Annotated in this window: 24 protein-coding genes and 1 riboswitch; of the genes, 5 read left to right on the top strand and 19 right to left on the bottom strand. The window is 73.1% G+C overall.

The features are described from left to right. Nucleotides 1-9: 9 nt before the first annotated feature. Genes AB0946_RS17245 through AB0946_RS17235 form a run of 3 tightly spaced genes read right to left on the bottom strand, consistent with a single transcriptional unit; the run spans nt 10 to nt 2,563 of the window. Nucleotides 10-1,323 carry a bifunctional 3,4-dihydroxy-2-butanone-4-phosphate synthase/GTP cyclohydrolase II gene (locus AB0946_RS17245; RefSeq protein ID WP_366761407.1) on the bottom strand — a complete coding sequence of 438 codons (1,314 nt, stop codon included), beginning with the start codon at nt 1,321-1,323 and terminating at the stop codon, nt 10-12. Continuing rightward, on the bottom strand, nt 1,320-1,961 hold the full coding sequence (locus AB0946_RS17240) for a nicotinamide mononucleotide transporter family protein (RefSeq protein WP_366761406.1): 642 nt from the start codon (nt 1,959-1,961) through the stop codon (nt 1,320-1,322). Before AB0946_RS17240 ends, AB0946_RS17245 begins: the two co-directional genes overlap by 4 nt. Further along, the gene (locus tag AB0946_RS17235; protein WP_366761405.1) at nt 1,958-2,563 is read right to left on the bottom strand and encodes a riboflavin synthase; all 606 of its coding nucleotides are present in this window, start codon (nt 2,561-2,563) and stop codon (nt 1,958-1,960) included. Before AB0946_RS17235 ends, AB0946_RS17240 begins: the two co-directional genes overlap by 4 nt. A 163-nt stretch (nt 2,564-2,726) precedes the next feature. After that, a riboswitch (FMN riboswitch) is annotated at nt 2,727-2,857 on the bottom strand. 202 nt (nt 2,858-3,059) lie between these two features. Between AB0946_RS17235 and AB0946_RS17230 the strand changes: the two genes are divergently transcribed. Continuing rightward, entirely contained in the window at nt 3,060-3,380 is a 321-nt protein-coding gene (locus tag AB0946_RS17230; protein ID WP_366761404.1) for a hypothetical protein, read from the top strand. A 71-nt stretch (nt 3,381-3,451) separates the two neighbouring features. Here AB0946_RS17230 and AB0946_RS17225 read toward each other — a convergent pair whose 3' ends face one another. Further along, a complete protein-coding gene (locus AB0946_RS17225) occupies nt 3,452-4,948 on the bottom strand; it encodes an ROK family transcriptional regulator (RefSeq protein ID WP_366761403.1) in 1,497 nt (498 codons plus the stop codon). A 139-nt stretch (nt 4,949-5,087) separates the two neighbouring features. Between AB0946_RS17225 and AB0946_RS17220 the strand changes: the two genes are divergently transcribed. After that, nucleotides 5,088-6,299 (top strand): MFS transporter, encoded by a 1,212-nt coding sequence (locus AB0946_RS17220; protein WP_366761402.1) that lies wholly within the window; start codon nt 5,088-5,090, stop codon nt 6,297-6,299. Here the strand turns inward: AB0946_RS17220 and AB0946_RS17215 are convergent. After that, a complete protein-coding gene (locus AB0946_RS17215) occupies nt 6,259-6,717 on the bottom strand; it encodes a thioesterase family protein (RefSeq protein WP_132786600.1) in 459 nt (152 codons plus the stop codon). The genes AB0946_RS17220 and AB0946_RS17215 overlap by 41 nt on opposite strands. 108 nt (nt 6,718-6,825) lie before the next feature. Continuing rightward, nucleotides 6,826-8,085, bottom strand: a complete 1,260-nt coding sequence (locus AB0946_RS17210; protein ID WP_366761401.1) for an alginate lyase family protein — start codon at nt 8,083-8,085, stop codon at nt 6,826-6,828. Between the two features lie 149 nt (nt 8,086-8,234). On the opposite strand from AB0946_RS17210, the gene AB0946_RS17205 reads away from it, so the two are divergent. Further along, nucleotides 8,235-9,644: a solute carrier family 23 protein gene (locus tag AB0946_RS17205; protein ID WP_366761400.1), complete on the top strand. Its 1,410-nt coding sequence runs from the start codon at nt 8,235-8,237 to the stop codon at nt 9,642-9,644. A gap of 76 nt (nt 9,645-9,720) precedes the next feature. Continuing rightward, nucleotides 9,721-10,407: a DUF5995 family protein gene (locus tag AB0946_RS17200; protein WP_366761399.1), complete on the top strand. Its 687-nt coding sequence runs from the start codon at nt 9,721-9,723 to the stop codon at nt 10,405-10,407. Between the two features lie 75 nt (nt 10,408-10,482). On the opposite strand, the gene AB0946_RS17195 is transcribed toward AB0946_RS17200, so the two are convergent. The 11 genes from AB0946_RS17195 to fmt all read right to left on the bottom strand — a co-directional run bounded on the left by AB0946_RS17195 (nt 10,483) and on the right by fmt (nt 22,462). Next, complete coding sequence (locus AB0946_RS17195) at nt 10,483-12,180, bottom strand: NAD(P)/FAD-dependent oxidoreductase (RefSeq protein WP_366761398.1); 1,698 nt, start codon at nt 12,178-12,180, stop codon at nt 10,483-10,485. 47 nt (nt 12,181-12,227) lie between these two features. Continuing rightward, nucleotides 12,228-13,016, bottom strand: coding sequence for a carbon-nitrogen hydrolase family protein (locus AB0946_RS17190; RefSeq protein ID WP_366761397.1), 789 nt, complete (start codon nt 13,014-13,016; stop codon nt 12,228-12,230). A 299-nt stretch (nt 13,017-13,315) separates the two neighbouring features. Next, on the bottom strand, nt 13,316-13,768 hold the full coding sequence (locus tag AB0946_RS17185) for an Lrp/AsnC family transcriptional regulator (RefSeq protein WP_014671501.1): 453 nt from the start codon (nt 13,766-13,768) through the stop codon (nt 13,316-13,318). 27 nt (nt 13,769-13,795) lie between these two features. Continuing rightward, on the bottom strand, nt 13,796-15,283 hold the full coding sequence (locus tag AB0946_RS17180) for an amino acid permease (protein ID WP_366761396.1): 1,488 nt from the start codon (nt 15,281-15,283) through the stop codon (nt 13,796-13,798). 368 nt (nt 15,284-15,651) lie between these two features. Next, the gene (locus AB0946_RS17175) at nt 15,652-17,094 is read right to left on the bottom strand and encodes a GuaB1 family IMP dehydrogenase-related protein (RefSeq protein ID WP_366761395.1); all 1,443 of its coding nucleotides are present in this window, start codon (nt 17,092-17,094) and stop codon (nt 15,652-15,654) included. 132 nt (nt 17,095-17,226) lie between these two features. Beyond that, a complete protein-coding gene (locus tag AB0946_RS17170; protein ID WP_366761394.1) occupies nt 17,227-17,556 on the bottom strand; it encodes a barstar family protein in 330 nt (109 codons plus the stop codon). Beyond that, complete coding sequence (locus AB0946_RS17165) at nt 17,553-17,960, bottom strand: ribonuclease domain-containing protein (protein ID WP_366761393.1); 408 nt, start codon at nt 17,958-17,960, stop codon at nt 17,553-17,555. Before AB0946_RS17165 ends, AB0946_RS17170 begins: the two co-directional genes overlap by 4 nt. A 70-nt stretch (nt 17,961-18,030) precedes the next feature. Further along, nucleotides 18,031-19,074, bottom strand: a complete 1,044-nt coding sequence (locus AB0946_RS17160) for a sugar-binding domain-containing protein (RefSeq protein ID WP_366761392.1) — start codon at nt 19,072-19,074, stop codon at nt 18,031-18,033. Nucleotides 19,075-19,164: 90 nt separating this feature from the next. Continuing rightward, nucleotides 19,165-19,851: a ribulose-phosphate 3-epimerase gene (rpe, locus tag AB0946_RS17155; RefSeq protein WP_366761391.1), complete on the bottom strand. Its 687-nt coding sequence runs from the start codon at nt 19,849-19,851 to the stop codon at nt 19,165-19,167. Nucleotides 19,852-19,971: 120 nt separating this feature from the next. Beyond that, nucleotides 19,972-21,390: a transcription antitermination factor NusB gene (locus tag AB0946_RS17150; RefSeq protein WP_366761390.1), complete on the bottom strand. Its 1,419-nt coding sequence runs from the start codon at nt 21,388-21,390 to the stop codon at nt 19,972-19,974. A gap of 139 nt (nt 21,391-21,529) precedes the next feature. Next, nucleotides 21,530-22,462 (bottom strand): methionyl-tRNA formyltransferase, encoded by a 933-nt coding sequence (gene fmt / locus AB0946_RS17145; RefSeq protein WP_366761389.1) that lies wholly within the window; start codon nt 22,460-22,462, stop codon nt 21,530-21,532. Between the two features lie 215 nt (nt 22,463-22,677). Here fmt and AB0946_RS17140 point away from each other — a divergent pair, with 215 nt between their 5' ends. Further along, the gene (locus AB0946_RS17140; protein ID WP_366761388.1) at nt 22,678-23,211 is read left to right on the top strand and encodes a hypothetical protein; all 534 of its coding nucleotides are present in this window, start codon (nt 22,678-22,680) and stop codon (nt 23,209-23,211) included. A gap of 111 nt (nt 23,212-23,322) precedes the next feature. Here AB0946_RS17140 and AB0946_RS17135 read toward each other — a convergent pair whose 3' ends face one another. Next, on the bottom strand, nt 23,323-25,470 hold the full coding sequence (locus AB0946_RS17135) for a primosomal protein N' (RefSeq protein ID WP_366761387.1): 2,148 nt from the start codon (nt 25,468-25,470) through the stop codon (nt 23,323-23,325). Between the two features lie 108 nt (nt 25,471-25,578). Further along, nucleotides 25,579-26,787: a methionine adenosyltransferase gene (gene metK / locus AB0946_RS17130; protein WP_366750907.1), complete on the bottom strand. Its 1,209-nt coding sequence runs from the start codon at nt 26,785-26,787 to the stop codon at nt 25,579-25,581. Between the last annotated feature and the right edge of the window lie 19 nt (nt 26,788-26,806).

Genomic DNA, 26,806 nt, shown 5'->3' with positions numbered 1-26,806 from the left:
CTTTCGTGCTTACTGGTTGCCGCAGGTGGTCGCGGACGCGGCCACCGGAGCCGACACGGCGGGCGTGTCGAGCCAGGGCAGGTCGTGCCCCATCCGGTCCCGCTTGGTGCGCAGGTACCGGAGGTTGTGCTCGCCGGCCTGGACGGGCATCGGCTCGCGGCCGGTGACCTTCAGGCCGTGGCGCAGCAGCGCCTCGGTCTTCTCGGGGTTGTTGGTCATCAGCCGGACGCCCCGGACGCCGAGGTCGGTGAGGATCCGCGCGCCGGCGCCGTAGTCCCGGGCGTCGGCGGGCAGGCCGAGTTCCAGGTTGGCGTCCAGGGTGTCGTGGCCCTGCTCCTGGAGCGCGTAGGCCCGCAGCTTGGACAGCAGGCCGATGCCGCGTCCCTCGTGTCCGCGCAGGTACACGACGACGCCCCGGCCCTCGGCCTGGATGCGTTCCAGGGCGGTGTCCAGCTGGGGGCCGCAGTCGCAGCGCAGGGAGCCGAAGACGTCGCCGGTGAGGCATTCGGAGTGGACGCGGACCAGGACGTCCTCGCCGTCGCCGATCTCGCCGTGGACGAGGGCGACGTGTTCGACGCCGTCGACGGTGGACCGGTAGCCGTAGGCGGTGAAGGTGCCGTGCCGGGTGGGCAGACGGGTCTCGGCCTCGCGGCGGACGGTGGGCTCGCTGCCGCGGCGGTAGGCGATCAGGTCCGCGATGGAGATGATCGTCAGGCCGTGCTTGCGGGCGAACGGGATCAGCTCGGGCAGCCGGAGCATCCGGCCGTCCTCACCGGCGATCTCCACGATGGCGCCGGCCGGGCGGAGCCCCGCGAGCCGGGCGAGGTCGACGGCGGCCTCGGTGTGGCCGTTGCGCACGAGGACGCCGCCGGGCCGGGCGCGCAGCGGGAACACGTGGCCGGGACGGACGAGGTCGGTGGGTTCCGCCGTGCCGCTCGCGAGCAGCTGGAGCGTCGTCGCGCGGTCGGCGGCCGAGATGCCGGTGGTCACGCCGTGGGCGGCGGAGGCGTCCACGGAGATGGTGAACGCGGTCCTCATCGACTCGGTGTTGTCCTGGACCATCTGCGGCAGCCGCAGCCGGTCCAGCTCCTCGCCCTCCATCGGGGCGCAGATCAGGCCCCGGCATTCGCTCATCATGAAGGCGACGATCTCGGGGGTCGCCTTCTCGGCGGCGATGACGAGGTCGCCCTCGTTCTCCCGGTCCTCGTCGTCCACGACGACCACCGGGCGGCCCGCCGCGATGTCGGCGATGGCCCGCTCGACCGGGTCGAGGGCGAAGTTCTCGATGTCGTCGGTGCCGTACAGCAGCGGTGCCGAGGTCATGCCGGGGCTCCTTCCAGTGCGGGCTGCGGGCCCCGGCGGGAGCGCAGCCACCAGTCGCGCATGCCCCACAGGACGAGTGCGCCGTAGATGACGTAGACGAAGCCGGAGAAGGCGTAGCCGTTGGCGAAGTTGAGGGGGACGCCGACGGCGTCGACGAGCAGCCAGGCGATCCAGAACTCGACCATGCCCTTGGCCTGCGCGTACATCGCGACGACGGTGCCGACGAAGATGTAGGCGTCGGGCCAGGGGTCCCAGGAGAGCTTCGGGTAGGCCGTGAAGAGCAGGGCGACGGCGACCGTGCCGGCGGCGGCCGCGGCGAGCATGACCGCGCGCTCCCGCCAGGTGGCGAAGCGGGGGGTGATGTGGCCGTCGCCGGCGCGGTCCTTGGTCCGCTGCCACTGCCACCAGCCGTACAGCGCCACGACCATGACGACGACCTGCTTGCCGGCGCTGCCGGTCAGGTGGCCGTAGAAGGCGGCGAACAGGACCAGGCCGGACAGGAACTGCACGGGCCAGGTCCACAGGGAGCGGCGCCAGCCGAGGGCGAGGGTGATGAGGCCCAGGATGTTGCCGGTCATGTCGGACCAGATGATGTGCTGGCCGAAGAGGGTGAACGCCTCGGAGTTCATCCAGTTCACCTGCCGGCCCCCTGTCCGGCCGCGAGCAGCCGCTCCACGTACTTGGCGATGACGTCGACTTCGAGGTTGACCGGGTCGCCGGGCTGCTTCACGCCGAGCGTGGTGAGGGCGAGGGTGGTCGGGATGAGGCTGACGGTGAAGTAGTCGGGGCCGGCCTCCACGACGGTGAGGCTGATGCCGTCGACGGTGATGGAGCCCTTCTCCACGACGTAGCGGGAGAGGTCCGCGGGGAGGGAGATCTTCACGATCTCCCAGTTCTCGGAGGGCGTGCGGGCCAGGACCTCGCCGGTGCCGTCCACGTGCCCCTGCACGATGTGTCCGCCGAGGCGGGCGCCGACGGCAGTGGGGCGCTCCAGGTTGACGCGGGAGCCGAGGGTCAGCGCGCCCAGGCTGGAGCGCTTCAGCGTCTCGGCCATGACGTCGGCGGTGAATTCGTCGCCCTCGTGCTCGACGACCGTGAGACAGACCCCGTTCACGGCGATGGAGTCACCGTGGCGTGCGCCCTCGGTCACGACGGGGCCGCGGAGCCGGAAGCGGGAGGAGTCGCCGAGGTTCTCGACGGCGGTGACTTCACCCAGCTCTTCGACGATTCCGGTGAACACTTCCCGGGTCCTCCTGCCTCTTCGGGCACGGACTCCGGGGTCTGTCGATGACGACAGGAAGGGACGGATGAGCACACACCGGGGGCGTCGCCGAAAGGAACGCGTCCGCGCACGGACACGTCCGGAGACGGCGGCGCGCACACGGAAGACGCATGCCCGCCCGCCGCGCACTGCCTCCCATCCGGACTTTAACCGTCGGTCCAGGAATTTCACCTGGTCAACCGGCCGCTGGAAGCGACCGGGTCGCGGACTGTAACCGCCGGTTCGGAGTTTCACCGACCCCGGAGTGCGCTGCTTCTGGTACAGGGCCAGTGTGCCACGCCCGGCACGCGTCCAAGCGGGTGACGGGTGTGGGGTCGCTCACAGTGCGTGTCGCCGCCCTTGCGCGCAGCGGCCGTCCTCGCCAACCGGCGGGCGCGCCAGGGGCGTTGCCCTAGGTACGGACCATTGACCGTACTGGTCTAGTCCTTTTAGGGTGCGGTCGGGCCCGGCGGCGGTGACGACGGCCCTTGCCCGCCGCCGGGCCGCCACCGCGCCGGGTACGGGCGACCGCAGGGCGGCACCGGTGATCCGCGCGATCGAGTGGGACGGGACGGCGCGGGACGACCCCTCCGAGGACCAACTCCACGATCCGCTCGCGGACTTGATCCCGACCTGGCGCTTCGTCATCGTCGAGCGGCTCGACCGGGAGCCTGCCGGGCACCACTGCGCACAGGTGTGTCTCCATGACGGCCTGAGCCACCAGGTGGAGTACCGCGAGAGCGGCCCGGACCGGCACGTCCCGGCCCGGCGCGAGGCGCTGACGTGGGTGCGGTGACCGTGGAGGGAGCCGGTACCGCCCGGATGTCCGGCAGCGCGGGGCCGGGGGCCCGCCGCTTCGGCGGGGTGTCAGCCGCCCGGGCGCTCGGGTGGCGCGAACAGTTCCTCCTGGGCCCGTTCCCGGGCGGTGAGGAGCGCGCCGCGGAGTACGGCCGTCCCACCCAGGCTGCTCGCCCGCACCTCGGTGACCAGCGGCGACATCCGGCGCAGCCGCTCCTCCACCAGACCGGCGAGCATCGCGCCCCCGGCCTGGCCGACCTCCCCGCCGAGCACGACGCAGCCGGGGTCCAGAACGGCCACCACGGATGCGGCACCGACGGCGATCCGGTCCGCGAGGACGCGGAGGAAACGGGCGGCGGAGTCCGGCCCGGCGCCCGCACGCCCCTCCCCCGAGGCAGCCGTGGTGACGGCACCCGGCCGCGTGGCCGCCTCCGGGTCCGCCCCAGCCGGCCGCTCCGCACGCACGTCCCCCGGCCGCGCCACCGGCACCGCCCGGCGCGACCCCGTCACAGGACCCGCGTCCGGCGCCACCCTGCCCGGCCCTACGACCGGCCCCGCCACCGGCATAGCCCCGCCCGACCCCTTTGTCGGCCCCGTCACGAGCCCCGGCAGCGCCTGCCCCGCCTTCTCGGCCTGCGCCACCGCGGCCCGCACCACCTCCGCCGCTCCGGGGCCGTCCGGTGCGGCAGGGGCCGGGAGGCCGCACTCGGCGGCCAGCGACACGACCGCCGCCGCGCCGGTGAGGGAGTGGAAGCCGCCGGCGCAGTCGGTGCCCGAGGGCAGGGTGGCCGTTCCCGGGACCGGCAGGAAGCCGATCTCGCCGGTGCCGCCGGAGGCCCCGCGGCGCAGGCGGCCGTCCAGGACGACCGCGGCGCCGACGCCGTGGCCGAGCCAGAGCAGGACGAAGGTGTCCCGGTCGCGCGCGGCGCCCTCGCGCTGTTCGGCCAGGGCGGCGAGGTTGGTCTCGTTCTCGACGGTCACCCGCGCGCCGGGCAGCCGGTCCTGAAGGGTGGCGGCCAGGCTGCGGTGCCAGGCGGGCAGCCCGGCCGAGTCGCGGAGGTCCCCGGTCGCCGGGTCGATCAGGCCCGGCGCGCCGATGCCGACGGTGTGCAGCCTCCCCCACCCCGGAACGCCCTCGCGCAAAGGCGCCCCCATGGCATCGGCCTCCTTCACGGCGCTCTCCACCGCCGCCACCGCCTGCTCCACCGCGGGCCCGGTCCCGGCGTCGGGGCCGATCGGCACGGACGCCTCGGCGAGCACCCGTCCGACCAGGTCGGAGACGAGGACGAAGACGCCCTCGGTGCGGACGTCCAGCGCGGCGAGGTGGGCGCGGTCGGCGACGATGCCGTAGAGCCGGGCGTTGGGGCCCCGGCGCTGCTCGCCGGACTCGCCGACCACCGTGATCAGCCCGGAGGCCGTGAGCCGGTCGACCAGGTCGGCGACCGTGGGCCGGGACAGACCGGTCAGCTGCTTCAACTGCCCTGCCGTGAGCGGGCCTTCCTGCTGCAACAGCCGCAGGGCCAGCCGGTCGTTGAGGGCCCGGGCGGTGCTGGGTGATGCGGGCATGACGGGGATCCTCCCAGATCGCGTGGCGTGGCCGGGCTTGATGTCCGCTATCTATCAGGCAGGGTTCCTGATAGTTTACGGCGCGTCGTACTGGAGCGGCGCCCACGGGGCCGGGCACTCCCGGGGAGGGGACAGGATCATGAGTGACGTGACGCGTGCGGGCGACGAGGTCAGGCGCGCCCGGTTCGCCGTGGCGGCCGTCTTCGCCGTGCACGGCGCCGTGACCGGCTCGTTCGCGACGCGTGTGCCGTGGGTCCAGGACCACACCTCGCTCGGGGCCGGCCAGTTGGGGTTCGCCCTGGCCTTCACGGCGCTCGGCGCCTCCTGCGCGATGCCGTTGGCGGGCGGGATCACCCACCGTTTCGGCAGCCGCGCGGCCCTGCGCGGGCTCCTGGCGCTGTGGACGCTGTCCCTGATCCTGCCGTCGGTCGCGCCGAACCTGGTCACCTTGTGCCTGGCGATGTTCGTCTACGGCGCGAGCGCGGGCATGGCCGACGTCGCGATGAACGCGCTCGGCGTGGAGGTCGAGCGGCGGCTCGACAAGTCGATCATGTCGGGGCTGCACGGCATGTGGAGCGCGGGCGCCCTGATCGGCTCGGCGGCCGGCACCCTCGCCGCGCATCTCGGCGCGGACGCGCGCGTGCACTTCGCCCTGGCGTCGGCCGTCCTCACCCTGCTCGGCCTGGTGGCCTGCACCTGGGTACTGGACCTCCAGCCCGCCGAGGACGAGGAGCCGCCCCCGCGGTTCGCGCTGCCGCCGCGTTCCGCCCTGCTGATCGGCGCGGTCGGCTTCTGCGCGGTGTTCGCGGAGGGCGCGAGCCTGGACTGGTCGGCGGTGTTCCTGCGGGACCGGCTGGACAGCTCCGCCGGGCTGGCGGCGGCCTCCACCACCGGGTTCATGCTGACCATGGCGGTGGCCCGGATCGCCGGGGACGCGGTGGTGAACCGATTCGGCGCGGTCCGTACGGTGCGCGCCGGCGGTGTCCTGGCGGGGCTGGGCGGGCTGCTGATCGTGCTCGCCGGGCACCCGGTGGTGGCGATGGCCGGGTTCGCGCTGATGGGGCTCGGCATCGCGGTGGTCGTACCGCTGTGCTTCGCGGCGGCCGGGCACGCGGGCCCGAACCCCAGCCAGGCCATCGCGGGCGTGGCGACCATCACCTACACCTCGGGGCTGGTCGCGCCGAGCCTGATCGGCGGGGTGGCCCAGGCGACCAGCCTGATGGTGTCCTTCGTGGTGGTGACGGCGCTGGCGTGCGGGCTCGCGGTCTGCGCGGGGGTGCTGCGCACCGCCGAGCGCGGCGGCGGCGAGGTCAGCCGGCGGGCCGCAGCAGTTCCCGACCCACGGCCCTGAAGGTCTCGCTCCAGGGCGCGGGGCGCAGGGTCGCCGCGTCCAGCCGGACCAGCACCCGGGTGCCCCGGGCGTAGGTCTCGGTCCCGTCGGCCGAGCAGAAGCGGAAGCCGTAGGTGAGGCCGGTGGTGCCGAGCCGTTCCAGCCAGAGGTGGACGGCGTAGGTGCCGGGGCGGGTGACCGGCGCCTCGTAGCCGATGCGCAGTTCGCGGACCGCGTTGCAGGCGTCGCCGGCCGCCGCCCAGTCGCCGTCGAAGCGGACGCCGTGCTCGTTCCACAGCTCGGTCCAGGCGCGCTCGACCATCAGCGGGTAGCGGGCGTTGTGCAGCAGCCCGAGCGCGTCGAGGTCGTCGAAGTGGACGGTGACGGGGATCAGCCGGCCGTAGGAGACGGCGGGGGCGGTCGGGGCTTCGGCGGTCACGGGAAGGGCTCCTGAGCAGCGCTGTTGGGGTGGCGACACCCCCGTACGCCACCATACTAAGCGACCGCTCAGGAGCCTGGGCGGTCAGGCCCTCGGGGCGGCGGGGGCTCAGCCCGCTATCGAGTCCAGCTGCTCGGCGGCGGGCCGCAGCGCCCAGAGGTCTCCCCCGGGCGGCGCCTCCAGCTTCGGCACGGCCGCCCTGGCCGAGGGGTCACCGGCGTCGGCCGCCGCGTGCACCACGTCGGCCGCCGCGTAGCGGTGGAACTCCAGCTCGGGGTGCGGCCAGGCGGCGGCGCCGGTCGCGGCGGGCAGCAGGTAGTCGACCGCCTTGGACAGGCTCTGCCCGTCCGGTCCCGCGTAGCCCCACAGGTCCACGCCCACGTGCCGGCCGATGGCCGCGAGCCGGGTGTAGGCGACCAGGTCGAAGGTCGAGTAGTGCCAGCTGCGGGTGCGGGCCAGCTCCTGGGGCTGGCTGCCGTCGGGGGCGATCTGCGGGTCGATCCGCTTCGCGCGCGCGTCCAGCACGGTCCGCCGGGCCAGCGCGGTGTCGCCGGTGGCGTAGGCGAGGGCGGCGAGCTGCATGTCGTAGAAGGTGCCGTGGTTGTTGGCGGCCGCGCCCTCCTGGCGGCCGAAGTCGCTGTCCGTCAGCCAGTCGCGGAAGTCCTCGTTCCACCGGGTCATCGCGGTGCGGTCGGCGGCCGTCCATCCGGGTGCGCCGGCGGCGAGGATCGCCTGTGCGTCCAGGACGCTGGTGTAGGACTGGGAGAAGTCGATGATGCCGATGGCCCGGCCGTCGTACTTGCACGGGATGAACTGGGCGTGGTCGAGGTCGGGGTTCATCCGGGTGGCCGGGTCGAGGAACCAGGTGCGCAGGATCTGCCCGGCCTTCTCGGCGTAGCTGCGCCTGCCGGTGTAGTACCAGGCGAGCGAGAGGTCGTACGACGCGTCGAAGACCTTCTCCGCGTCCTGCCGGTCGGTCCCGCTGTCGACCTCCGGATTGCGCTGGCCGTCGCGCTGGACGTACGGGCAGCCCCAGGGGTTGTCGGCGGTGGGGGCGGTCGTGGGCCACCAGTAGGGGGCCTGGCTCAGGTAGTCGTGGACGTCACCGCCGGGGGCGGGCTTCGGCTTGTCGACGACCGTCCAGGGGCCCTGGTCCAGCCAGGCGTCGGCACGGGCGGTCAGGTCCGCGAGGGCGTGCCGCAGCCGGGGGTCGTGGGGCAGCCGGGCCCGGGTCTGCTGGAGGCGGACGCCGTCGAGGACGGCGGTCCGCGGGACCTTGGACGGGGCCGCGTGGGCGGAGGGGACGAGCAGGGCTCCGAAGGCCACCACCGCAGTGAGGAGCGCGGCCGCACGGGGTCTTCCACTCATTCAGGCACTCCGATCTTCGCTCGACCCGATCAGCAACCGATCAGGTACGTGAACGCGGTTCACGAGGAGGACCGTGTGAGCGTAGAGCCGCCAGGTACCCCTGACAATGGTGCGGACCCTCTTCACGTACAGAGAAAGCGAAACCCCTCATGGATCTCGGCGTGCGCTGGAAGCTGCACGGTGACGGGCGCACGCCCGCGCCCGGAGCGGTGGTACGCCCCGACGAACGGCTGTCCTGGCCCCGCACCGCGGGCCTGGGTGCCCAGCACGTGGTCGCGATGTTCGGTGCCTCGTTCGTGGCCCCCGTGCTCATGGGACTGGACCCCAACCTGGCGATCATGATGTCGGGCGTGGCGACCATGATCTTCCTGCTCGCCACCCGGGGCCGGGTGCCGAGCTACCTCGGCTGCTCCCTGTCCTTCGTGGGCGTGGCCGCCGTCATCCGCGCCCAGGGCGGTACGAGCGCGACGGTGACCGGCGCGATCCTCGTCGTCGGTGCCGTGCTCTTCCTGGTCGGCCTCGCCGTGCAGCGCTTCGGCGCGCGGATCATCCACGCGGCCATGCCGCCGATCGTCACCGGCGCGGTCGTCATGCTGATCGGCTTCAACCTGGCCCCGGTGACCGCGTCCACCTACTGGCCGCAGGACCAGTGGACGGCCCTGCTGGTGATGCTCTTCACCGGGCTGGCGGTCGTCTGTCTGCGCGGTTTCTGGTCCCGCGTCGCGATCTTCCTGGGCCTCGTGTTCGGGTACGGCCTGTCCTGGGCGTCCGACCGGATCTTCGGCAGGATCCACTCGGTGGACGCGAGCGGCAAGGTCACCGACCACTGGCGCCTGGACCTCTCCGGCGTCTCCAAGGCCGACTGGATCGGCCTGCCGTCCTTCCACGGCCCGTCCTTCCAGTGGTCGGCGATCCTGGTCGCGCTGCCGGTCGTCATCGCGCTGGTCGCCGAGAACGCGGGCCACGTCAAGGCCGTCGGCGAGATGACCGGCGACCCGCTGGACGACCAGCTCGGTACGGCGATCTCGGCGGACGGCGTCGCCTCCATGCTGTCGACGGCCGTCGGCGGCCCGCCCAACACCACCTACTCCGAGAACATCGGCGTGATGGCCGCGACCCGCGTGTACTCCACCGCCGCCTACTGGGCCGCCGCCGGCTTCGCGCTGCTCTTCGGCGTCTGCCCCAAGTTCGGCGCGGTCGTGGCCGCGATCCCGGGCGGGGTGCTCGGCGGCATCACCGTCATCCTCTACGGCATGATCGGCCTGCTCGGCGCCCAGATCTGGCTGAACGCCAAGGTGGACCTGCGCAACCCGCTGAACCTGGTCCCGGCCGCGGCGGGCATCATCATCGGCGTCGGCAACGTCACCATGAAGTTCACGGACACGTTCTCGCTCAGCGGCATCGCCCTCGGCACGCTGGTCGTCATCACCGGCTACCACGCGCTGCGCGCCTTCGCCCCGGCCCACCTGAAGAAGCAGGAGCCGCTGCTGGACGAGGGCACGTCCTCCTACGACACCGGGGCCGACGCCGACAGGCCCGCCCCGCGCGCCGAGCCGTAGCCCGGCGTTCCCTCGTTCCGGCGAAGCACCGGGCCGGTCGGCACGCCGGCCGGCCCCGGGCTGGGACCCTTCCCCCATGGTGCAGCTGGAACACCTCACCGCCCCCGTCGACGCCGTCGTCGCCCGGATGCGCGCGCTGGACGCGGCGCTGCCCCCACGGGACGGCGTCGCCGTGTTCAACCGGGTCTACCTCGCCGTCACCGAGGAGGTCGACCGGCGCCTGGACGCCGGGGAGTTCCCGGACCCCCGCGCGGCGACCGCGCTGGACGTGCGGTTCGCCGAGCGCTATCTGGCGGCGGTGGACGCGGCCGCCGCGGACCGCCGCCCGCCCGCCTGCTGGCGGCCCCTGTTCCAGTTCCGGCGCCACCCCGGCGTACGACCGCTGCAGTTCGCGCTGGCGGGCATCAACGCGCACATCGGGCACGACCTCGCCCTGGCCGTGGTCGACGCCTGCCGCACGCTCGGCTGTGAACCGGCCGACCTGGAGGACGAATTCGACCGCGTGGGCGATCTGCTGGTGTCGCTGGAGGAGCGCATCCGCGAGGACCTGATGCCGGGCCCCGACCTGTTCCAGATCGCCGATCCGCTCACCCATCTGCTGGGCTCCTGGAGCCTGGAGCGGGCCCGGGACGCGACCTGGGCGGCGGCCCGGGCCCTGTGGGCGCTGCGGCACTGCGCCGACGTGGCCGGGGAGTTCACCGAGCGGCTGGACGCCGCGGTGGGGTTCGCGGGCCGGATGCTGCTGACACCGCTGGCCGGCTGAGGTGGCGGCGCGTGGAAAAGGCGCGGGCGGCCAAGGTCCGTGTCCGGCCGCCCGCGCCCTGGTCGGTCCCCCGGGTCAGTCCTCGGGAAGCTCCACCGGCGCGATCTCGTCGTAGACGTCACCCGGGCCCGGGTTCGCCGCGTCGGTCTCGCCGCCGAAGTGGTGCATGACACCCCAGACCGCGTTCAGCGCCGTCTGCACGGCCCCCTCGGCCCAGCCGGCCGTCCAGGAGATGTCGTCGCCTGCGAGGAAGATGCCCCGCTTGTCCTCGGGCAGCCGGTCCTGCATGAAGTGCGTGAACAGGCGTCGCTGGTAGCGGTAGTGGCCGGGCAGGTTGGCCTTGAACGCGCCCATGAAGTAGGGCTCGTTCTCCCAGGACACCGTCACCGGGTTGCCGATGATGTGCTTCCTGATGTCGACCTTCGGGTAGATCTCGCCGAGCGACTTCAGCATGACCTCCATCCGCTCGTTCGCGGACAGCGGCAGCCACTTCAGGCTGTCGTCGCACCAGGTGTAGGACAGGCAGATCACGGCGGGCTTGTCCGGGCCGTCGTCCAGCAGGTAGGTGCCGCGGGTCATGCGGTCGGTGAGCGTCATCGACATGACGTCCCGGCCCGTCTCCTCGTCCTTGTCCAGCCAGAACGGCCGGTCCACGGGCACGAACAGCTTGCTGGACTCCATGTAGTGGGTGCGCTCGATCGCGGTCCAGTGGTCGATCGGGAAGAGCGAGTCGTCGCAGGCGATCTTGGACAGCAGCATCCAGGACTGGGCGGTGAAGATCGCCGCCTTGTAGGTGCGGATGTCGCCGTTCGCGTCGGTGACGGTGATCTGGTTGCCGGCCGTGCGGTGCAGCCGGGTCACGGCGGGCTTCGGCTCGCCGCCCACGTGCAGCGACTTCAGGGACGTCCCGTACGGCCAGTGGACGATCTTCTCCGGCTCGCGCTCCCACAGGCGCAGCGGCAACTGCTGGGAGCCGCCGACGATGCCGCGGTGGTGGTCGTCGGCCTCGGTGTAGACGACGCGCAGGATCTCCAGGATGGAGTTCGGGAAGTCGGTGTCCCAGCCGCCGGTGCCGAAGCCGACCTGGCCGAAGATCTCGCGGTGCCGGAAGGACTTGAACGCCTCGGAGTCGCAGAGGAAGCCGTAGAAGGTCTGGTTGTCCAGCTTCTCGACGAGCTTCGCCCAGATCTCGCGGATGCGCGGGACGTCCCGCTCGCGCATCGCGCGGTTCATGTCGGAGAAGTCGGCGCCCTCCTCCAGGCACCTGTTCCAGGCGTCGGCGACGTCCCGGTACACCTGGGGCAGGTCGTCGATCGTCTCGGCGTAGTGCGACTCGCCCTTGAGGTCGACCACGGTGGACGGGGTCGCCTCGGCCAGGGGGTTCGGGAAGGGTCTGGTCTCCAGACCGGCCAGGTCGATGTAGTGCTGGAGCGCGGTGGAGGACGGCGGGAAGCGCATCGCGCCCATCTCGGCGGTCAGCGAGTCGTCGCAGCCCTCGAAGCCGACCGTGCGGAGCCGGCCGCCGATCTGGTCGGCCTCGTAGACGACGGGCTTGAGGCCCATCTTCATCAGCTCGTACGCGGCCACGATGCCGGACAGGCCGCCACCGATGATCGCGACCTCGGTGCCGTGCTCGGTCGCCGGGACCTGGCCGAGGCCCGCCGGGTGGGCGAGGAAGTCGTCGTAGGCGTAGGGGAAGTCCGGGCCGAACATGGTGATCGGCGGCTGCTGCTCGTCGGTGTGCTCGACGGCGTTGGGCACCGTGGACGTCATGGGGTACGGACTCCTTGCACGGGGTGGTTCGGGGGAAGGCTCGGGTGTCAGACGAGGGACCCGTACAGACCGGGGCGGCGGTCCTTCAGGTACGGGTTGTGCTCGCGGGAGGCGGCCAGGAAGGCAGGGTCGGCGTCGGCGAGCACCAGCTGCTCGGCACGGCCGGCGCGGGTGCGGGCGACGCCGTCGGGACCGGCGAGGACGGAGAGGCCGACGAACTCGAACTCGCCTTCCTGGCCGACCCGGTTGACGTAGGCGACGTACATCTGGTTCTCGAAGGCGCGCACCGGGATCATCGACTCGGCGACGAACTGGAAGGGGTGCATCTGCGCGGTCGGCACGACCAGGAGGTCGGTGCCGGCCAGGGCGTGCGCCCGGACGTTCTCCGGGAACTCGACGTCGTAGCAGATCAGCAGGCCCACGGTGAGGCCGTTCAGCTCGGCCTGGACGACCTGCTGCCCGCCCGGCGTGAAGTGGTCGCGCTCGAAGCAGCCGAAGAGGTGGGTCTTCCGGTAGTTCGCGAGCCGGGTGCCGTCGGCGGAGATCAGCTGGGCGGAGTTGAACACCGCGTCGCCGTCGCGCTCGGGGTAGCCGTAGGCGAGGGCGAGGCCGTGCCGGGTGGCGATCTCGGCGATCGCGTCGGCGGAGTCGCCGTCGGCGGGCTCGGCGAGGCGGGCGATGTCGTCGCCGATCGCGTACCCGGTGAGGAACATCTCCGGTGCGGCCAGCAGCCCGGCGCCCGCGGCGGCGGCCCGGCCCGCGGCCTCGTCGAGGACCTTCAGGTTCTCGGTGACCGAGCCGGGACGGCCGGAGCTCTGGAGCAGGGCGGTACGCATGCGTGATCCTCACCGGAACGGGGGGTTTGGGGGGCCACGAAAAAGGTACGTTCGGCGCGCTCGGCGGGACAAGAAGGAGCCGTTGCGCGCCGGTGCGGGGTTTGTTGCGCCGAGAGGGCTCCGGGCGGCGATTCGTTGCGCGGGCCGGTGAGGGTGCCGGGAGGAGCGCGGAAAAGGGCTCGGAGCGCCTCGTCGTCGGCCGGGTGCGGCTGGTCCGGGGTGCTCGCGCGGTTCCCCGTGCCGGCAGGGCGCTGATCCGCACCGGGTGACGACAGGGCGCCCCGAGCCGTGGCCCGCTCCTACCCCGGCGCCCCGGAGGAGAAGCGGCGCAGCAGCGGCGACAGCACCAGCACCGACTTGGTCCGCTCCACGAACGGTTCCCCGGCGATCCGCTCCAGCACCCGCTCGAAGTGACGCATGTCGGAGGCGAAGACCTGCGCGACGGCGTCCGCGTCCCCGGTGACGGTGGACGCGGCCACGACCTCCTGGTACCGCTCCAGCCCCCGTTGGATCGTCTCCGGCGAGGTGTTCCGCCGGCAGTAGATCTCGATGAAGCCCTCGGTCTCCCAGCCGAGCGCCGCCGGATCCACCCGCACGGTGAATCCGGTGATCGCTCCGGTGGCCCGCAGCCTGTCCACGCGCCGCTTCACCGCGGGCGCGGACAGGCCGACCATCTGCCCGATGTCCGCGTAGGAGCGGCGGGCGTCCTCGGCGAGGGCGTGCACGATGCGTTCGTCGAGATCGTTCAGCACAGGGGGTCGTTCACTTCTTCGGTCCGGTCACTTCTCTGCCGTCGCCGCGAGGGCGTCATCGGTCGCGAGACGGGAACGGCGGTAGCCGTAGAGGAAGTAGAACACGAGCCCGGCGGCCATCCAGCATCCGAAGACGACCCAGGTGACGGTGTCGAGGCTGGACATGTTGTACGCGCAGAACAGGAAGCCCAGCACCGGCAGGACCGGGCCGAACGGCACCTTGAACGTGCGCTCCAGCTCCGGTCGCCTGACCCGCAGCACGATCACCGCGATGTTGACCAGGCCGAAGGCGAACAGCGTGCCGATGCTGGTGGCGTCGACGAGCTTGCCCAGCGGGATGAGGGCGGCGAGCGCTCCGCAGAAGAGGGACACGACCACCGTGTTGAGGCGGGGCGCGCCGGTCTTCGGGTGGATCTTGCCGAGCGCCTTCGGCACCAGACCGTCGCGGGCCATCGCGAAGAGGATGCGGGTCTGGCCGTAGAGCACGGTGAGCACCACGCTCGCGATCGAGATGACGGCGCCGAGCGCGAGCAGCGTGCCCCAGAAGGTCTGGCCGCTGACGTCGTTCATGATCCCGGCGAGGGCCGCCTCGGAACCGTCGAACTTCTTCCAGTTCCAGGCACCGACGGCGACGCCCGCGACGAGCACGTAGAGCGCGGTCACGATGATCAGCGACAGCATGATCGCCCGCGGCAGGTCCCGCTTGGGGTCCTTCGCCTCCTCACCGGCGGTGGAGGCGGCGTCGAAGCCGATGTAGGAGAAGAACAGCGTGGCACCGGCGGCGCTGACCCCGGTCATGCCGAGCGGCATGAAGTCGGCGTAGTTGCCGGACTTGAAGCCCATGACGCCGATCGCGCAGAACAGCACCAGCGCGGCGATCTTCACACACACCATGATCGTGTTGGCGCGGGCGGACTCCCGCGCGCCACCGAGCAGGAACGCCATCGCCAGCAGGACGACGATGAGGGCCGGCAGGTTGATGATGCCGCCCTCGCCCGGCGCGGAGGACAGGGCGGCCGGGATGGTGACGCCGATGGTGCCGTCCAGCAGCTCGTTCAGGTACTCGCCCCAGCCGACGGCGACCGCGGCCACCGAGACGCCGTACTCCAGCACGAGACACCAGCCGCAGACCCAGGCGACCAGTTCGCCCATCGTTGCGTACGCATACGAGTAGGAGGAGCCGGCGACCGGGATGCTGCCGGCCAGTTCGGCGTACGACAGGGCCGAGAACAGCGCCGTGAGACCGGCGATGACGAAGGCGAGGGTGACCGCCGGACCGGCCTTGGGCACGGCGTCGCCGAGGACGACGAAGATGCCGGTGCCGAGGGTGGCACCGATGCTGATCATGGTCAGCTGCCACAGCCCGAGGGAGCGCCGAAGCTGCCCTCCCTCACCGTGGCCGCCCTCCGCGACCAGGCGTTCCACGGGCTTGCGACGCATGAGGCGCGCGGCGACGCCCCGGGACGCGGGGGCGGCCGGTATCTGGTTGTGCGGGGGTGCGCCTTGGTCGAGCACGCGCTGGCTCCTTATCGCTGCCGGTGTCGGGACGGACCGGCAGGAGCGCCGGCCCTCGTGCGCGGGAACCGGCGGAGCCTGCGAGGGCAGGGACCCGCCGAGCGGGGTCCCCGCCACGCCACGTACTAGCGCAGCACCCTACGAGGCGGGCCTTCACGGGCGTAATGCAGTAACCTTGCGTATTCCCGCATGATCATTGCGTTCATCGGGGCGGAACGACAAATCGTTGCGCGCCACCTGCCGACCGTTGCACTACGCCCCCGGGGTCCGTTCCCGGGCCGGCTCGCCCGGCGGCACGGACACGCCGACGGCCCCCGTCGTTCCCGGGCCTGGGATCGACGGGGGCCGTCGGAGGTGCGGAGCGGGGATCAGCTCCAGCTGGCGTGCAGCGGCTTGCCCTCGGCGTAGCCCGCCGCGCTCTGGATGCCGACGATGGCCTTGTCGGCGAACTCCTCGAGGCTGGCGGCGCCGGCGTAGGTGCAGGAGGAGCGGACGCCCGCGATGATCGAGTCGATCAGGTCCTCGACGCCCGGGCGGGCCGGGTCGAGGAACATGCGGGAGGTGGAGATGCCCTCCTCGAACAGCGCCTTGCGGGCGCGGTCGTACGCCGACTCCTCCGACGTGCGGTTGGCCACCGCACGCGCCGAGGCCATGCCGAACGACTCCTTGTAGGCGCGGCCGCCCGCGTCGTGCTGGAGGTCACCGGGCGACTCGTAGGTGCCCGCGAACCAGGAGCCGACCATCACGTTGGACGCGCCGGCGGCGAGCGCCATGGCCACGTCGCGCGGGTGGCGGACACCGCCGTCGGCCCAGACGTGCTTGCCGTACTTCCTCGCCTCGGCGGCGCACTCCAGGACGGCGGAGAACTGCGGCCGGCCCACGCCGGTCATCATGCGGGTGGTGCACATGGCGCCCGGCCCGACACCGACCTTGACGATGTCCGCGCCGGCGTCGATCAGGTCCTTGACGCCCTCGGCGGAGACGATGTTGCCCGCGGCGATCGGCACCCGCGGGTCGAGCGCGCGCACCACCTTGATGGCGTTGATCATCGACTCCTGGTGGCCGTGCGCGGTGTCGATGACGAGTGTGTCCACGCCCGCGTCGAGCAGCTGCTTGGCCTTGCCCGCGACGTCGCCGTTGATGCCGACGGCGGCGGCGATCCGCAGCCTGCCGTTCGCGTCCACGGCCGGCGTGTACAGCGTGGCGCGCAGCGCGCCCTTGCGGGTGAGGATGCCGGCGAGCCTGCCGTCCTTGTCGACGGCCGGGGCGTAGCGGCGGTTGTGCTGGTCGAGGGTGTTGAAGGCCTCGCGCGGGTCGATGTCGGCGTCCAGCAGGAGCAGGTCCTTGGACATGACCACCTCGAGCTGGGTGAAGCGGTCGACGCCGGACAGGTCGGCGTCGGTGACGACACCGACGGGCCGCTGGTTCTCGTCCACGACGACGCCGGCGTTGTGCGCCCGCTTGGGCAGCAGCGCCAGGGCGTCGGCGACGGTCTGGTGCGGGGCCAGCACGATCGGGGTGTCGAGCACCAGGTGGCGGCTCTTCACCCAGGAGACGACATCGGTGACGACGTCGATCGGGATGTCCTGCGGGATGACCACCAGGCCGCCCCGGCGGGCCACCGTCTCGGCCATGCGTCGGCCGGCGATGGCGGTCATGTTGGCGACGACGAGCGGGATGGTGGTGCCCGTGCCGTCCGGAGAGGCGAGGTCCACGCCCTGACGCGAGCCGACCGCGGAACGGCTCGGCACCATGAACACGTCGTCGTACGTCAGGTCGTACGCGGGCTGGATGTCATTGAGGAAACGCACGTGCTGCACATCCCAGTCGATCAGAGGCGACCCCCTGACAGGTGTGCCAGGGGGAAAGAGCACGTACTTCATTGTCCCATGTCGGGGTCGGTGTCATACCCCGACGGATCATCCAGGGTCGTCGCCGGCCGGCTAGGAGGTTCCTCCAAGGGCGAGGGCGACGGTGAGGGCCGGCGACACGCTCATGGCGTGCGTGAACACCTCCCGGGCGGTCTCCCACTCCTGGGGCCGCTCCCTGGCGTAGCCCTCCCAGTCCTGGACGACGACGAGGAGCCCCCTGTCCTCCGCCTCCGCCGGCCACACGGACGGGTCGGACAGGGAGTCGGCCAGCGCGTCCCAGTTCCGGCCGAACCAGCCGGGCAGCGACAGGGCCCGCGCGGCGCGGTCCATCAGGCCGGCCTCGTCGGTGACGCCCGCGAGGTCGAGCGCGACCACGAGACGGCCGCTCAGGTCTTCGCTCATCTCAGTACCGCCCGGAACGACTCGTAGTGATCATCGCTGTAGTAGTACTCCCCGCCCTGCCCGGTGACGATGCGCCGGACCCCGCGGTCGGGCGAGCCGGGGGTCGGCACGGTGTACTCGTGGTAGTAGCCGCGCCGGTGCTCCGGCAGGCGTCTCTCGAAGTTCCCGAAGACGGTCCCGTCCTTGGCGTAGGGGAAGGGGCCGCCCTGGTCGATGAGGGCGAGCGTCCTGCGGGCCTCGGCCGGCAGCCGGGACTCCTCGACGGTGGCCGTGCCCCGCGCCCACGCCGGGGACGCCGGGGACGCCCGGTCGGCGGGGCCGGAGGCGGCGGAGCACCCCGTCAGGAGAACGGCGAGACAGACCAGCAGCCCGGCGAGGGCACGCGGGACGGACCGTGACAGCATGCGGACGATGCTGCCACGGCCGTCCCGCCACGACCCGCCGCCGGGTCCGGCCGGACCCCGTCAGACGCCGTCAGACGCCGTCGGGGTCCTGACGGCTGAGCGCCGGCTTCGGGGTCGGGCCCGCCGTCATCAGGTAGTCGGCGGCCGAGGTGTCGGTCACCAGGCTGGTGACCAGCCCGGAGCGCAGCACCGCGTCGATCGCGGCGGCCTTGCGCTGCCCGCCCGCGATGGCCACGACCTCCGGGATGCGGCGCAGCTGGTCGGCCTTGACCGTGATGCACCGCTCCCCCAGGTCCCGTCCGACCCGGCGTCCCTCGGTGTCGAAGAGGTGTGCCGACATCTCGGCGGCGACCCCGAGCGAGGCGTAGTGCGCGCGCTCCTCGTCGCTGAGCATGTCGTGCACGGTCGAGATGCCCGGCTCCCACGAACCGATGGAGACACAGGCGACCGTGACCTTGTCGAAGTACTCGAAGGCCCGGGCGATCCCGGTCTGGTGGCGCAGCGCCGCCGCCGTGGCCGCGTCCGGCAGCAGCATCGGCGCGTAGATGGGGTGCGCGTCGCCGCCGGACACCTGGGCGGCCCGACGGACGGCCTCCACCGAGCCGCGCTCGGCGGTCCCGGCGTCGTACACGCCCGTCAGCTGCACCACCGTGCACGGCGGCAGCCGGTCGAGCGCCGCCGCCATGTGGATGGTGGACCGGCCCCAGGCCAGCCCGAGCACGTCCCCCTCGTTGACGAGTTCGCCGAGCAGGTCGGCGGCGACCTCGCCGAGGTTCTCCGGGTCGGGGGTCTCCTCGGCGTCGGCCGGGGACTCGACCACGACGGCGTGCCTCAGGCCGTAGCGGGCGCGGAGCGCGTCGGAGCGCTCGGCGTCCAGTTCGGCCGGCACGCGGATCTCGATGCGTACGAGGTCCCTTTCGAGGGCAGTCTCCAGTACCCGGGCCACTTTGAAGCGGCTGACGCCGAACTCCTCCGCGATCTGGATCTTGGACTTGCCCTCGAGGTAGAAGCGGCGGGCCATGGCCGCCGCCTGCACCAGCTCAGCGGGTCCCATCCGCATGGCTGACCGGCCCGCCGACATACCCGACACGGCGATCTCCTCACTGCTGTTCACACTCTGGATTCGCCGTTCATCCTTGCAGATTCGGGGCGACTGATCCGCCCTGATGGGCGCCGTTCACTTAACCGTTCACTTGGCCGTGGCTCAGTGGTCGCATGCCCAGGACGCCTTGGCGGTGGCCGTCTCCGCCTGGGCGCGCAGGGCACGTACGGCTTCCGCCGGGTCCCCGGCACCGTAGACGGCCGAGCCGGCGACGAACACGTCCGCTCCCGCGTCCGCGCACCGCTCGATCGTCGAGGCCGAGACCCCGCCGTCGACCTGCAACCACAGCTCCAGACCGTGCTTCTTGATCAGCTCACGGGTGCGGCGGATCTTCGGCAGCATGATGTCGAGGAACGCCTGGCCGCCGAAGCCGGGCTCCACCGTCATGACGAGCAGCATGTCGAGTTCCGGCAGCAGGTCCTCGAACGGCTCGATCGGCGTCGCCGGCTTGAGGGCCATGGAGGCGCGGGCGCCCTTGGCGCGGATCTCCCGGGCGAGCCGCACCGGAGCGGCGGCGGCCTCCACGTGGAAGGTGACCGACGACGCCCCCGCCTCGACGTACTGGGGCGCCCACCGGTCCGGGTCCTCGATCATGAGGTGGCAGTCCAGCGGGGTGTCCGTCGCACGGGCCAGGGACTCCACCACCGGCACGCCGAGCGTGAGGTTCGGGACGAAGTGGTTGTCCATGACGTCGACATGGAGGAAGTCGGCGCCCCGGACCGCCTCGGCCTCCTCCGCGAGGCGGGCGAAGTCGGCGGACAGGATGCTGGGGTTGATCTGCACGGCCATGACCCAAGCCTGCCATGTCGCTGCGCCGGGCTGTAGCGCCGGTCCCTCGGGGCAGGGGTTCCCCTGGGGGCCGGTGGGGGTTGGTGGCGCGGCTCCCCGCGCCCCTTTCAGGGCCCTGCGTCATCCGGTTCTGCGGATCAGGGCCAGGTACATCGCGTCCGTGCCGTGTACGTGCGGCCAGAGCTGGATGTCCGGGCCCTCGCCGAGGTCGGTGACGCCGGGCAGGAGGGGGCGGGCGTCGATCAGTTCCGTCTCCGGGTGCTGCTTGAGCACGTCGGAGACGACGGCGCGGGTCTCCGCCAGGTGCGGCGAGCAGGTGGCGTAACCGACGACGCCGCCGACGCGGACGGAGTCGAGGGCCGTGCGCAGCAGACCGCGCTGGAGCGGGGCGAAGTTGTCCAGGTCCTCGGGACGGCGGCGCCAGCGGGCCTCGGGGCGGCGGCGCAGGGCGCCGAGCCCCGTGCACGGGACGTCGACCAGCACGCGGTCGAAGCTGCCGGGCCGCCACGGCGGGCGGGTGCCGTCGGCGGCGATGACCTGGTACGGACCCGGGTTGCCGTGCAGGGCACGGGCCACCAGCCCGGCCCGGTGCGGCTGCTTCTCCGAGGCGAGCAGCGCGGCCCCGCGCTCGGCGGCGAGCGCGGCCAGCAGCGCGGCCTTGCCGCCCGGTCCGGCGCAGCCGTCGAGCCACCTCTCGTCGGGGCCGTCGAGCGGGGCGTTCGCCAGCGCGAGGGCGACCAGCTGGCTGCCCTCGTCCTGGACGCCGGCGCGTCCCTCGCGCACGGCCTCGACCGCGCCGGGCTCACCGCCCTCGGCGAGCCGCACGGCGTACGGCGACCAGCGTCCGGGCACGGCGGCGTCCTCGCGGAGCAGTTCCCCGGTGGTGGCCCGGCCGGGCCGGGCGACGAGCGTCACCTCGGGCCGCTCGTTGTCCGCCGCCAGCAGCCGCTCGATGCCGGACCGGCCGCCGCCGAGGGAGTCCCAGAGCGCGGAGACGACCCAGCGCGGGTGCGAGTGCACGACGGCGAGGTGGTCCTCGGGATCGTCGTCGTAGGGCGGCGCGACCTTCTCGATCCAGCCGTCGAGGTCGTCCTGGGCCACCTTCCGCAGCACGGCGTTGACGAACTTGGCCCGTCCGTCCCCGAGCACGACCCGGGCCAGCTCGACCGAGGCGGACACGGCCGCGTGCGTGGGGATGCGCGTGCCGAGCAACTGGTGCGCGCCCAGGCTCAGCACGTCGAGCACCGGCGGGTCGACCTCGCGCAGCGGCCGGTCGACGCAGGCGGCGATGACGGCGTCGTAGGTGCCCTGCCGGCGCAGTGTGCCGTACACCAGCTCGGTGGCGAGGGCGGCGTCCCGGGCGTCGAAGTCGCCCTGCTCGCGGGCCTTGCGCAGCAGCGGCGGCAGCACGAGGTTGGCGTACGCGTCCCGCTCGTCCACCGCGCGCAGCGCCTCGAAGGCCAGGATGCGGACGGGGTCCTTCTTGGGACGGCGGTAGGGCTTGGCGGGCTTGCGGGGCCGCCGGGACTGCTCGCTCACGAAAAAGGTGCTCCGGGTGTGAAGTGGGGATGCGCCTCCAGCGTACGTCGCCGGACGCGTGGGCCCACCGCCCGGGCTCGCTCAGCGCCGCCCGGGAGCGTCGGCCTCCGCTCCCCCGTTCCCGCCCTCGCTCCGGAGGTCAGCCGCCCAGCGTCTCGCCGTCCGCGATGCGTACCCCGCGGGCCCAGTCGGCCGCGCGCATCGGCTTCTTGCCCTGGGCCTGGACCCACAGCAGCTCGACGGCGTACGACCCCGTGCCCACGTGGACGCTGTTCTTGCCGACCGCGAGCCGGCCCGGCGCGAGGTCCGTGCGCTCGGGCACGGGCGTGACCTGGACGAGCTTGAGCCGCTCGCCGCGGAAGGTGGTCCAGGCGCCGGGCGCGGGCGTGCAGCCGCGCACGACCCGGTCGACGCGCAGCGCGGGCGCCGCCCAGTCCACCTGGGCGTCCTCGACGGTGATCTTCGGCGCCAGGGTGATGCCCTCGGCGGGCTGCGGTACGGCCTTCAGCGTGCCGTCCTCGATGCCGTCCATGGTGGCCGCGAGCAGCCCGGAGCCCGCGAAGGCGAGCCGGGTGAGCAGGTCGCCGCTGGTGTCGGTGGGGCGGATCTCCTCGGTCACGGTGCCGTAGACGGGCCCGGAGTCCAGCCCCTCCTCGATGAGGAAGGTGGACGCTCCGGTGATCTCGTCGCCCGCCATGATGGCGTGCTGGACCGGCGCGGCACCGCGCCAGGCGGGCAGCAGCGAGAAGTGCAGGTTGACCCAGCCGTGGGCGGGGATGTCCAGGGCGGCCTTCGGCAGCAGGGCGCCGTAGGCGACGACCGGGCAGCAGTCCGGGGCGATCTCGCGCAGCCGCTCCAGGAACTCCGGGTCCCGGGGCTTCAGCGGCTTGAGCACCTCGATCCCGGCCTCCTCCGCGCGCTCGGCCACGGGCGACGCGACCAGCCTGCGTCCGCGCCCGGCCGGCGCGTCGGGCCGCGTGACGACGGCGGCCACCTCGTGCCGCCCGGAGGCGAGCAGAGCGTCCAGAGCGGGAACGGCGACCTCGGGGGTGCCGGCGAAGACGAGCTTCATGGGCGGGATCGGGCCTCTCGGGCGGGGAATGCGCGGGCAGCGCACCAGTCTATGACCATGGGCGGCGCACAGGCGGGCGGGCGGCGTACGCATATGCCCGCACGCCCCCACCCCGTGACCAGCGGAGCACAAGCGCGTTGGTCAAGGAAGAGTTGACCACACCGGGCCGCTTTCGCGGCCCGATTCCTTTCAACGCCGGTTCGAGAGGCTTGTTCATGGCCGACCACGCAACCCACGACGCCCAGGCCCGGGCCAGCCTGCACTTGCTGGTGCGGGACATCGAGAGGGTCCGCCGGCAGGTGGACGCGCTGCGCACGCTCACCGCCCAGTTGGGCAATGTCTACCGCCCGCGCCGCTCCGGCCCGTCCACGGGCTTCGTCGTCTACGGACGCGCCCCCGCCCCGACGGTCCGCCTCGCCCAGGAACTCCGGGACAGTGTCGAGACCCTGGTCACGGCCGCCGTGGACTTCGACCGCTCGCTCGGCTTCTCGTGGGACGCGGTGGGCTCCGCGCTCGGGGTCACCAAGCAGGCCGTGCACCGCCGGTACGGCGCCCGCCGCGCCGCGGCCCAGGCGGCGGCGGAGACGGAGCGGACGCCGGAGCCGTCCGGCACCCGCACGATCAACGTGAACACCGGGCTGCCCACGGTCCCCGCGGCCCGCTCCATGCCCACGCAGCCGACGGCGGGCAGCCCGACACTGCGCGACGACGCCCGCCCGACGGCTTTCCCGGCCCCCCGCAACGGCTGACACCCCCACCGCTGCCCCTTCCGGGCCACGTCCGGGAGGGGTAGGCGCGTCCTCCCACCCGGTCCGGGCCGTCGCGTGTGCCGGGGACCCCGCCCGGCCGGGCGTCCTCCGTCACCCGATGTCCGGCGGATCGATCCGTACCCGGACCGCCTCCCCGCTGCCCCGTGCCATCCGCGCGGCCTGCGCGGTCTTCAGAGCCGTGGCCAGGGCGGAACCGCTGCCCGGCGGCACGCGGACCAGCGCCCGGTCCCAGTGTTCGCCGGGCGGCGGGGCGCCGGGTCTGCGTGCTCCGCCGGGCGGGGGCGGGGGCAGCGGCACCGGTCCCAGCACCTCGGCGTCCGGCGGCAGGTCGACCGCCGCCAGGAACTCGGCGACGGCCGCGGTTGGCCCGGACACGGCCGCCATCCGCGACACCGGCGGAAAGCCCAGCTCGGCCCGCTCGGCCAGCTCCCGCACGGCATGCCCGACCGGGTCCCAGCGCACCAGCGCCTGGACGGGCCGCAGGGTCGGCTCGGCCACCACGACCACCGTGCCGCCCTCGCTCTGGGGCCGCACCAGCGCCCCGGCCGCGATCCACCGGCGCAGCGCGTCCTCGCCGGCCCGCAGGTCGGGTCGTACGAGCATGGCCCAGCCGTCCAGCAGCAGGGCCGCCGCATAGCCGCCCTCGGCGACCGGTTCGGCGCCCGGGGTGCTGACGACCAGCGCGGGGGTGTCCGGGACGGTGTCCAGCACATGCTCGCGCCCCGAGGTGCGCACCGGTACGGCGGGGAAGGCGCGCCCCAGCTCCTCGGCGGTCCGGCGCGCGCCCACGACCTGGGCCCGGAGCCGGAAGCCGCCGCACTCCGGGCAGTGCCAGGCGCCCTCCTCGCGCCCGCACCACCCACAGCGCAGGACGCCCGCGTCCTGGCCCTGGAGCGGGCCGGAGCAGTGCCGGCACCGGGCGGGGGCCCGGCACCGGGCGCAGGCCATGCGGGGCGCGTAACCACGCCGGGGCACCTGCACCAGCACCGGCCCGTGCCGCAGCCCCTCCCGGGCCGCCTGCCAGGCGAGCGTGGGCAGCCGGGCGGCTCGGGCGGCCTCGTCGCGGGCGAGCTCCTCGTCCCCGACCGTCCGGACCAGGGGCGCGGCCCGGCGCACCTGCTCCCGCCCGGCGACCAGCGGCCGGGCCCAGCCGCTCTCGACGAGCTGGGCGGCCTCCACGGTGCAGCCCCAACTGCCCAGCAGGAAGGCGCACTTGTCCAGCGCGGCGCGCAGCAGCAGGACATCGCGGGCGTGCGGCTGCGGGGCGTGCGGCTCGCTGTGGCTGTCGTCCCCGTCGTCCCAGATCGCGACGAGCCCCAGGTCCTGGACGGGCGCGAACATCGCCGCCCGGGTCCCGACGACGGCGCGTACGGATCCGCGCCGCACCGCCAGCCACTGCGCGTACCGCTTCTCCGGTCCGGCGTCGGCGGTGAGCAGCGCGTGCCGGCCGGTGCCGAGCAGCGTGGTGAGCGCGGCGTCCACGCGCGCGGCCGAGCGCCCGTCCGGTACGACGACCAGGGCGCCACGCCCGGAGGCGAGGGTGGCGGCCACGGCCCGGGCCAGCTCCTCGCTCCACAGCGGCCCCGGCAGCGCGTTCCACACGGCCCTGGGCGCCCCCGCGGACGACAGGGCGTCCAGGAAGGCGCCCCCGTGTTCGTAGCGGCCCCAGGAGCCGTGGTCCGGGGCCGGGGGCGGGGGCAGCGGCTCGGGGGACGGGCGCTGCTCGGCGCGGGCGCTGCGCGGGGGCACGGCCAGCTGGAGGACGTCGGCGAGGCTGCCCGCGTACCGGTCGGCGACGGCCCGGGCGAGGCCAAGCAGTTCCTCACTGAGCACCGGCTCCGGCGACACCACCTGGGCGAGCGCGGCCAGCGGTCCGGAGTAGTCGGACTCTGCGCGCCGCTCGACGAGGAAGCCGTCGATGAGCCCGCCGCCCTCCCGGCGTCCGTCGCGGACCCGGTGCCGGCCGGCCCCGAACCGCACCCGCACGCGCACCCCGGGCCGGGCGTCCGCGTCCAGCTCCGCGGGGACGGCGTAGTCGAAGTACCGGTCGAGGTGCAGCACGCCCTTGTCGACCAGGACCCGCGCCACGGGCAGGTTCTCGGCGAGCGCGGCGCCCCGCCAGGTCCGGGGCTTGGCCCGCGGCACCTTCGCCGTCCGCACGCTCTCCCGGATGAGCGCGAGCTGCTCCGGCGGCGCCCCCTCGGCCCCGCCACCCCCCGACCCGTTCTCGCTGCTCACGCTTGCATTCTTGCAAACCCCACTGACAACACGGCCGGTCCGCCGGTCGACGGCGAGGCCCGGCCCCCCGCGGGGAACCGGGCCTCGGCGGCAGCGGGCGGCCCCGGGTTACAGACCGGCGGCCTTGCGCAGGGCGTCCACGCGGTCGGTGCGCTCCCAGGTGAAGTCGGGCAGCTCGCGGCCGAAGTGGCCGTAGGCCGCGGTCTGGGCGTAGATCGGGCGGAGCAGGTCGAGGTCGCGGATGATCGCGGCCGGACGCAGGTCGAAGACCTCGTCGATCGCCTTCTCGATCTTCTCCGGCTCGATCTTGTGGGTGCCGAAGGTCTCGACGAACAGGCCCACCGGCTCGGCCTTGCCGATCGCGTAGGCGACCTGGACCTCGCAGCGGGAGGCCAGGCCCGCCGCGACCACGTTCTTCGCCACCCAGCGCATCGCGTAGGCCGCCGAGCGGTCCACCTTGGACGGGTCCTTGCCGGAGAAGGCGCCGCCGCCGTGCCGGGCCATGCCGCCGTAGGTGTCGATGATGATCTTCCGGCCGGTCAGGCCGGCGTCGCCCATCGGCCCGCCGATCTCGAAGCGGCCGGTCGGGTTGACCAGCAGCCGGTAGCCCTCGGTGTCCAGCTTGATGCCTTCCTCCAGCAGCGCCTTCAGCTCCGGCTCCACCACGAACTCACGGATGTCCGGGGCGAGCAGCGACTCCAGGTCGATGTCGGAGGCGTGCTGGGAGGAGACCACCACCGTGTCCAGGCGGACGGCCTTGTCACCGTCGTACTCGATGGTGACCTGCGTCTTGCCGTCGGGGCGCAGGTAGGGGATGGTGCCGTTCTTGCGGACCTCGGACAGGCGCTTGGACAGCCGGTGCGCCAGGAAGATCGGCAGCGGCATCAGGGTCGGCGTCTCGTCGGAGGCGTAGCCGAACATCAGGCCCTGGTCGCCCGCGCCCTGCCGGTCGAGCTCGTCCTCGTCGCCCTCGACCCGGGCCTCGTACGCCGCGTCGACACCCTGCGCGATGTCCGGGGACTGCGCTCCGATGGACACCGACACACCGCAGGAGGCGCCGTCGAAGCCCTTCTTGGAGGAGTCGTAGCCGATCTCCAGGATCGTGCTGCGGACGAGGGTCGCGATGTCCGCGTACGCCTTCGTCGTCACCTCGCCGGCCACGTGCACCAGGCCGGTGGTGATGAGCGTCTCCACGGCGACCCGGGAAGACGGGTCCTCGCGCAGGAGCGCGTCGAGAATGGTGTCGCTGATCTGGTCAGCGATCTTGTCGGGGTGACCCTCGGTCACGGACTCCGAGGTGAACAGGCGACGGGACACAACGCTCCCTGTGGTTGCA

The sequence above is a fragment of the Streptomyces sp. NPDC046870 genome, assembly GCF_040704595.1.
Classification (GTDB): Bacteria; Actinomycetota; Actinomycetes; order Streptomycetales; family Streptomycetaceae; genus Streptomyces; species Streptomyces argyrophylli.
This window is presented reverse-complemented; position numbering and strand designations above follow the sequence as displayed.

What these genes read in the sequence shown, in the direction of transcription:
- AB0946_RS17245 (WP_366761407.1), bottom strand. Translation starts at nt 1,323, where the DNA reads ATGACCTCGGCACCGCTGCTGTACGGCACCGACGACATCGAGAACTTC.
- AB0946_RS17225 (WP_366761403.1), bottom strand. Translation starts at nt 4,948, where the DNA reads ATGCCCGCATCACCCAGCACCGCCCGGGCCCTCAACGACCGGCTGGCC.
- AB0946_RS17220 (WP_366761402.1), top strand. Translation starts at nt 5,088, where the DNA reads ATGAGTGACGTGACGCGTGCGGGCGACGAGGTCAGGCGCGCCCGGTTC.
- AB0946_RS17210 (WP_366761401.1), bottom strand. Translation starts at nt 8,085, where the DNA reads ATGAGTGGAAGACCCCGTGCGGCCGCGCTCCTCACTGCGGTGGTGGCC.
- AB0946_RS17205 (WP_366761400.1), top strand. Translation starts at nt 8,235, where the DNA reads ATGGATCTCGGCGTGCGCTGGAAGCTGCACGGTGACGGGCGCACGCCC.
- AB0946_RS17200 (WP_366761399.1), top strand. Translation starts at nt 9,721, where the DNA reads ATGGTGCAGCTGGAACACCTCACCGCCCCCGTCGACGCCGTCGTCGCC.
- AB0946_RS17195 (WP_366761398.1), bottom strand. Translation starts at nt 12,180, where the DNA reads ATGACGTCCACGGTGCCCAACGCCGTCGAGCACACCGACGAGCAGCAG.
- AB0946_RS17190 (WP_366761397.1), bottom strand. Translation starts at nt 13,016, where the DNA reads ATGCGTACCGCCCTGCTCCAGAGCTCCGGCCGTCCCGGCTCGGTCACC.
- AB0946_RS17170 (WP_366761394.1), bottom strand. Translation starts at nt 17,556, where the DNA reads ATGAGCGAAGACCTGAGCGGCCGTCTCGTGGTCGCGCTCGACCTCGCG.
- AB0946_RS17165 (WP_366761393.1), bottom strand. Translation starts at nt 17,960, where the DNA reads ATGCTGTCACGGTCCGTCCCGCGTGCCCTCGCCGGGCTGCTGGTCTGT.
- rpe (WP_366761391.1), bottom strand. Translation starts at nt 19,851, where the DNA reads ATGGCCGTGCAGATCAACCCCAGCATCCTGTCCGCCGACTTCGCCCGC.
- fmt (WP_366761389.1), bottom strand. Translation starts at nt 22,462, where the DNA reads ATGAAGCTCGTCTTCGCCGGCACCCCCGAGGTCGCCGTTCCCGCTCTG.
- AB0946_RS17140 (WP_366761388.1), top strand. Translation starts at nt 22,678, where the DNA reads ATGGCCGACCACGCAACCCACGACGCCCAGGCCCGGGCCAGCCTGCAC.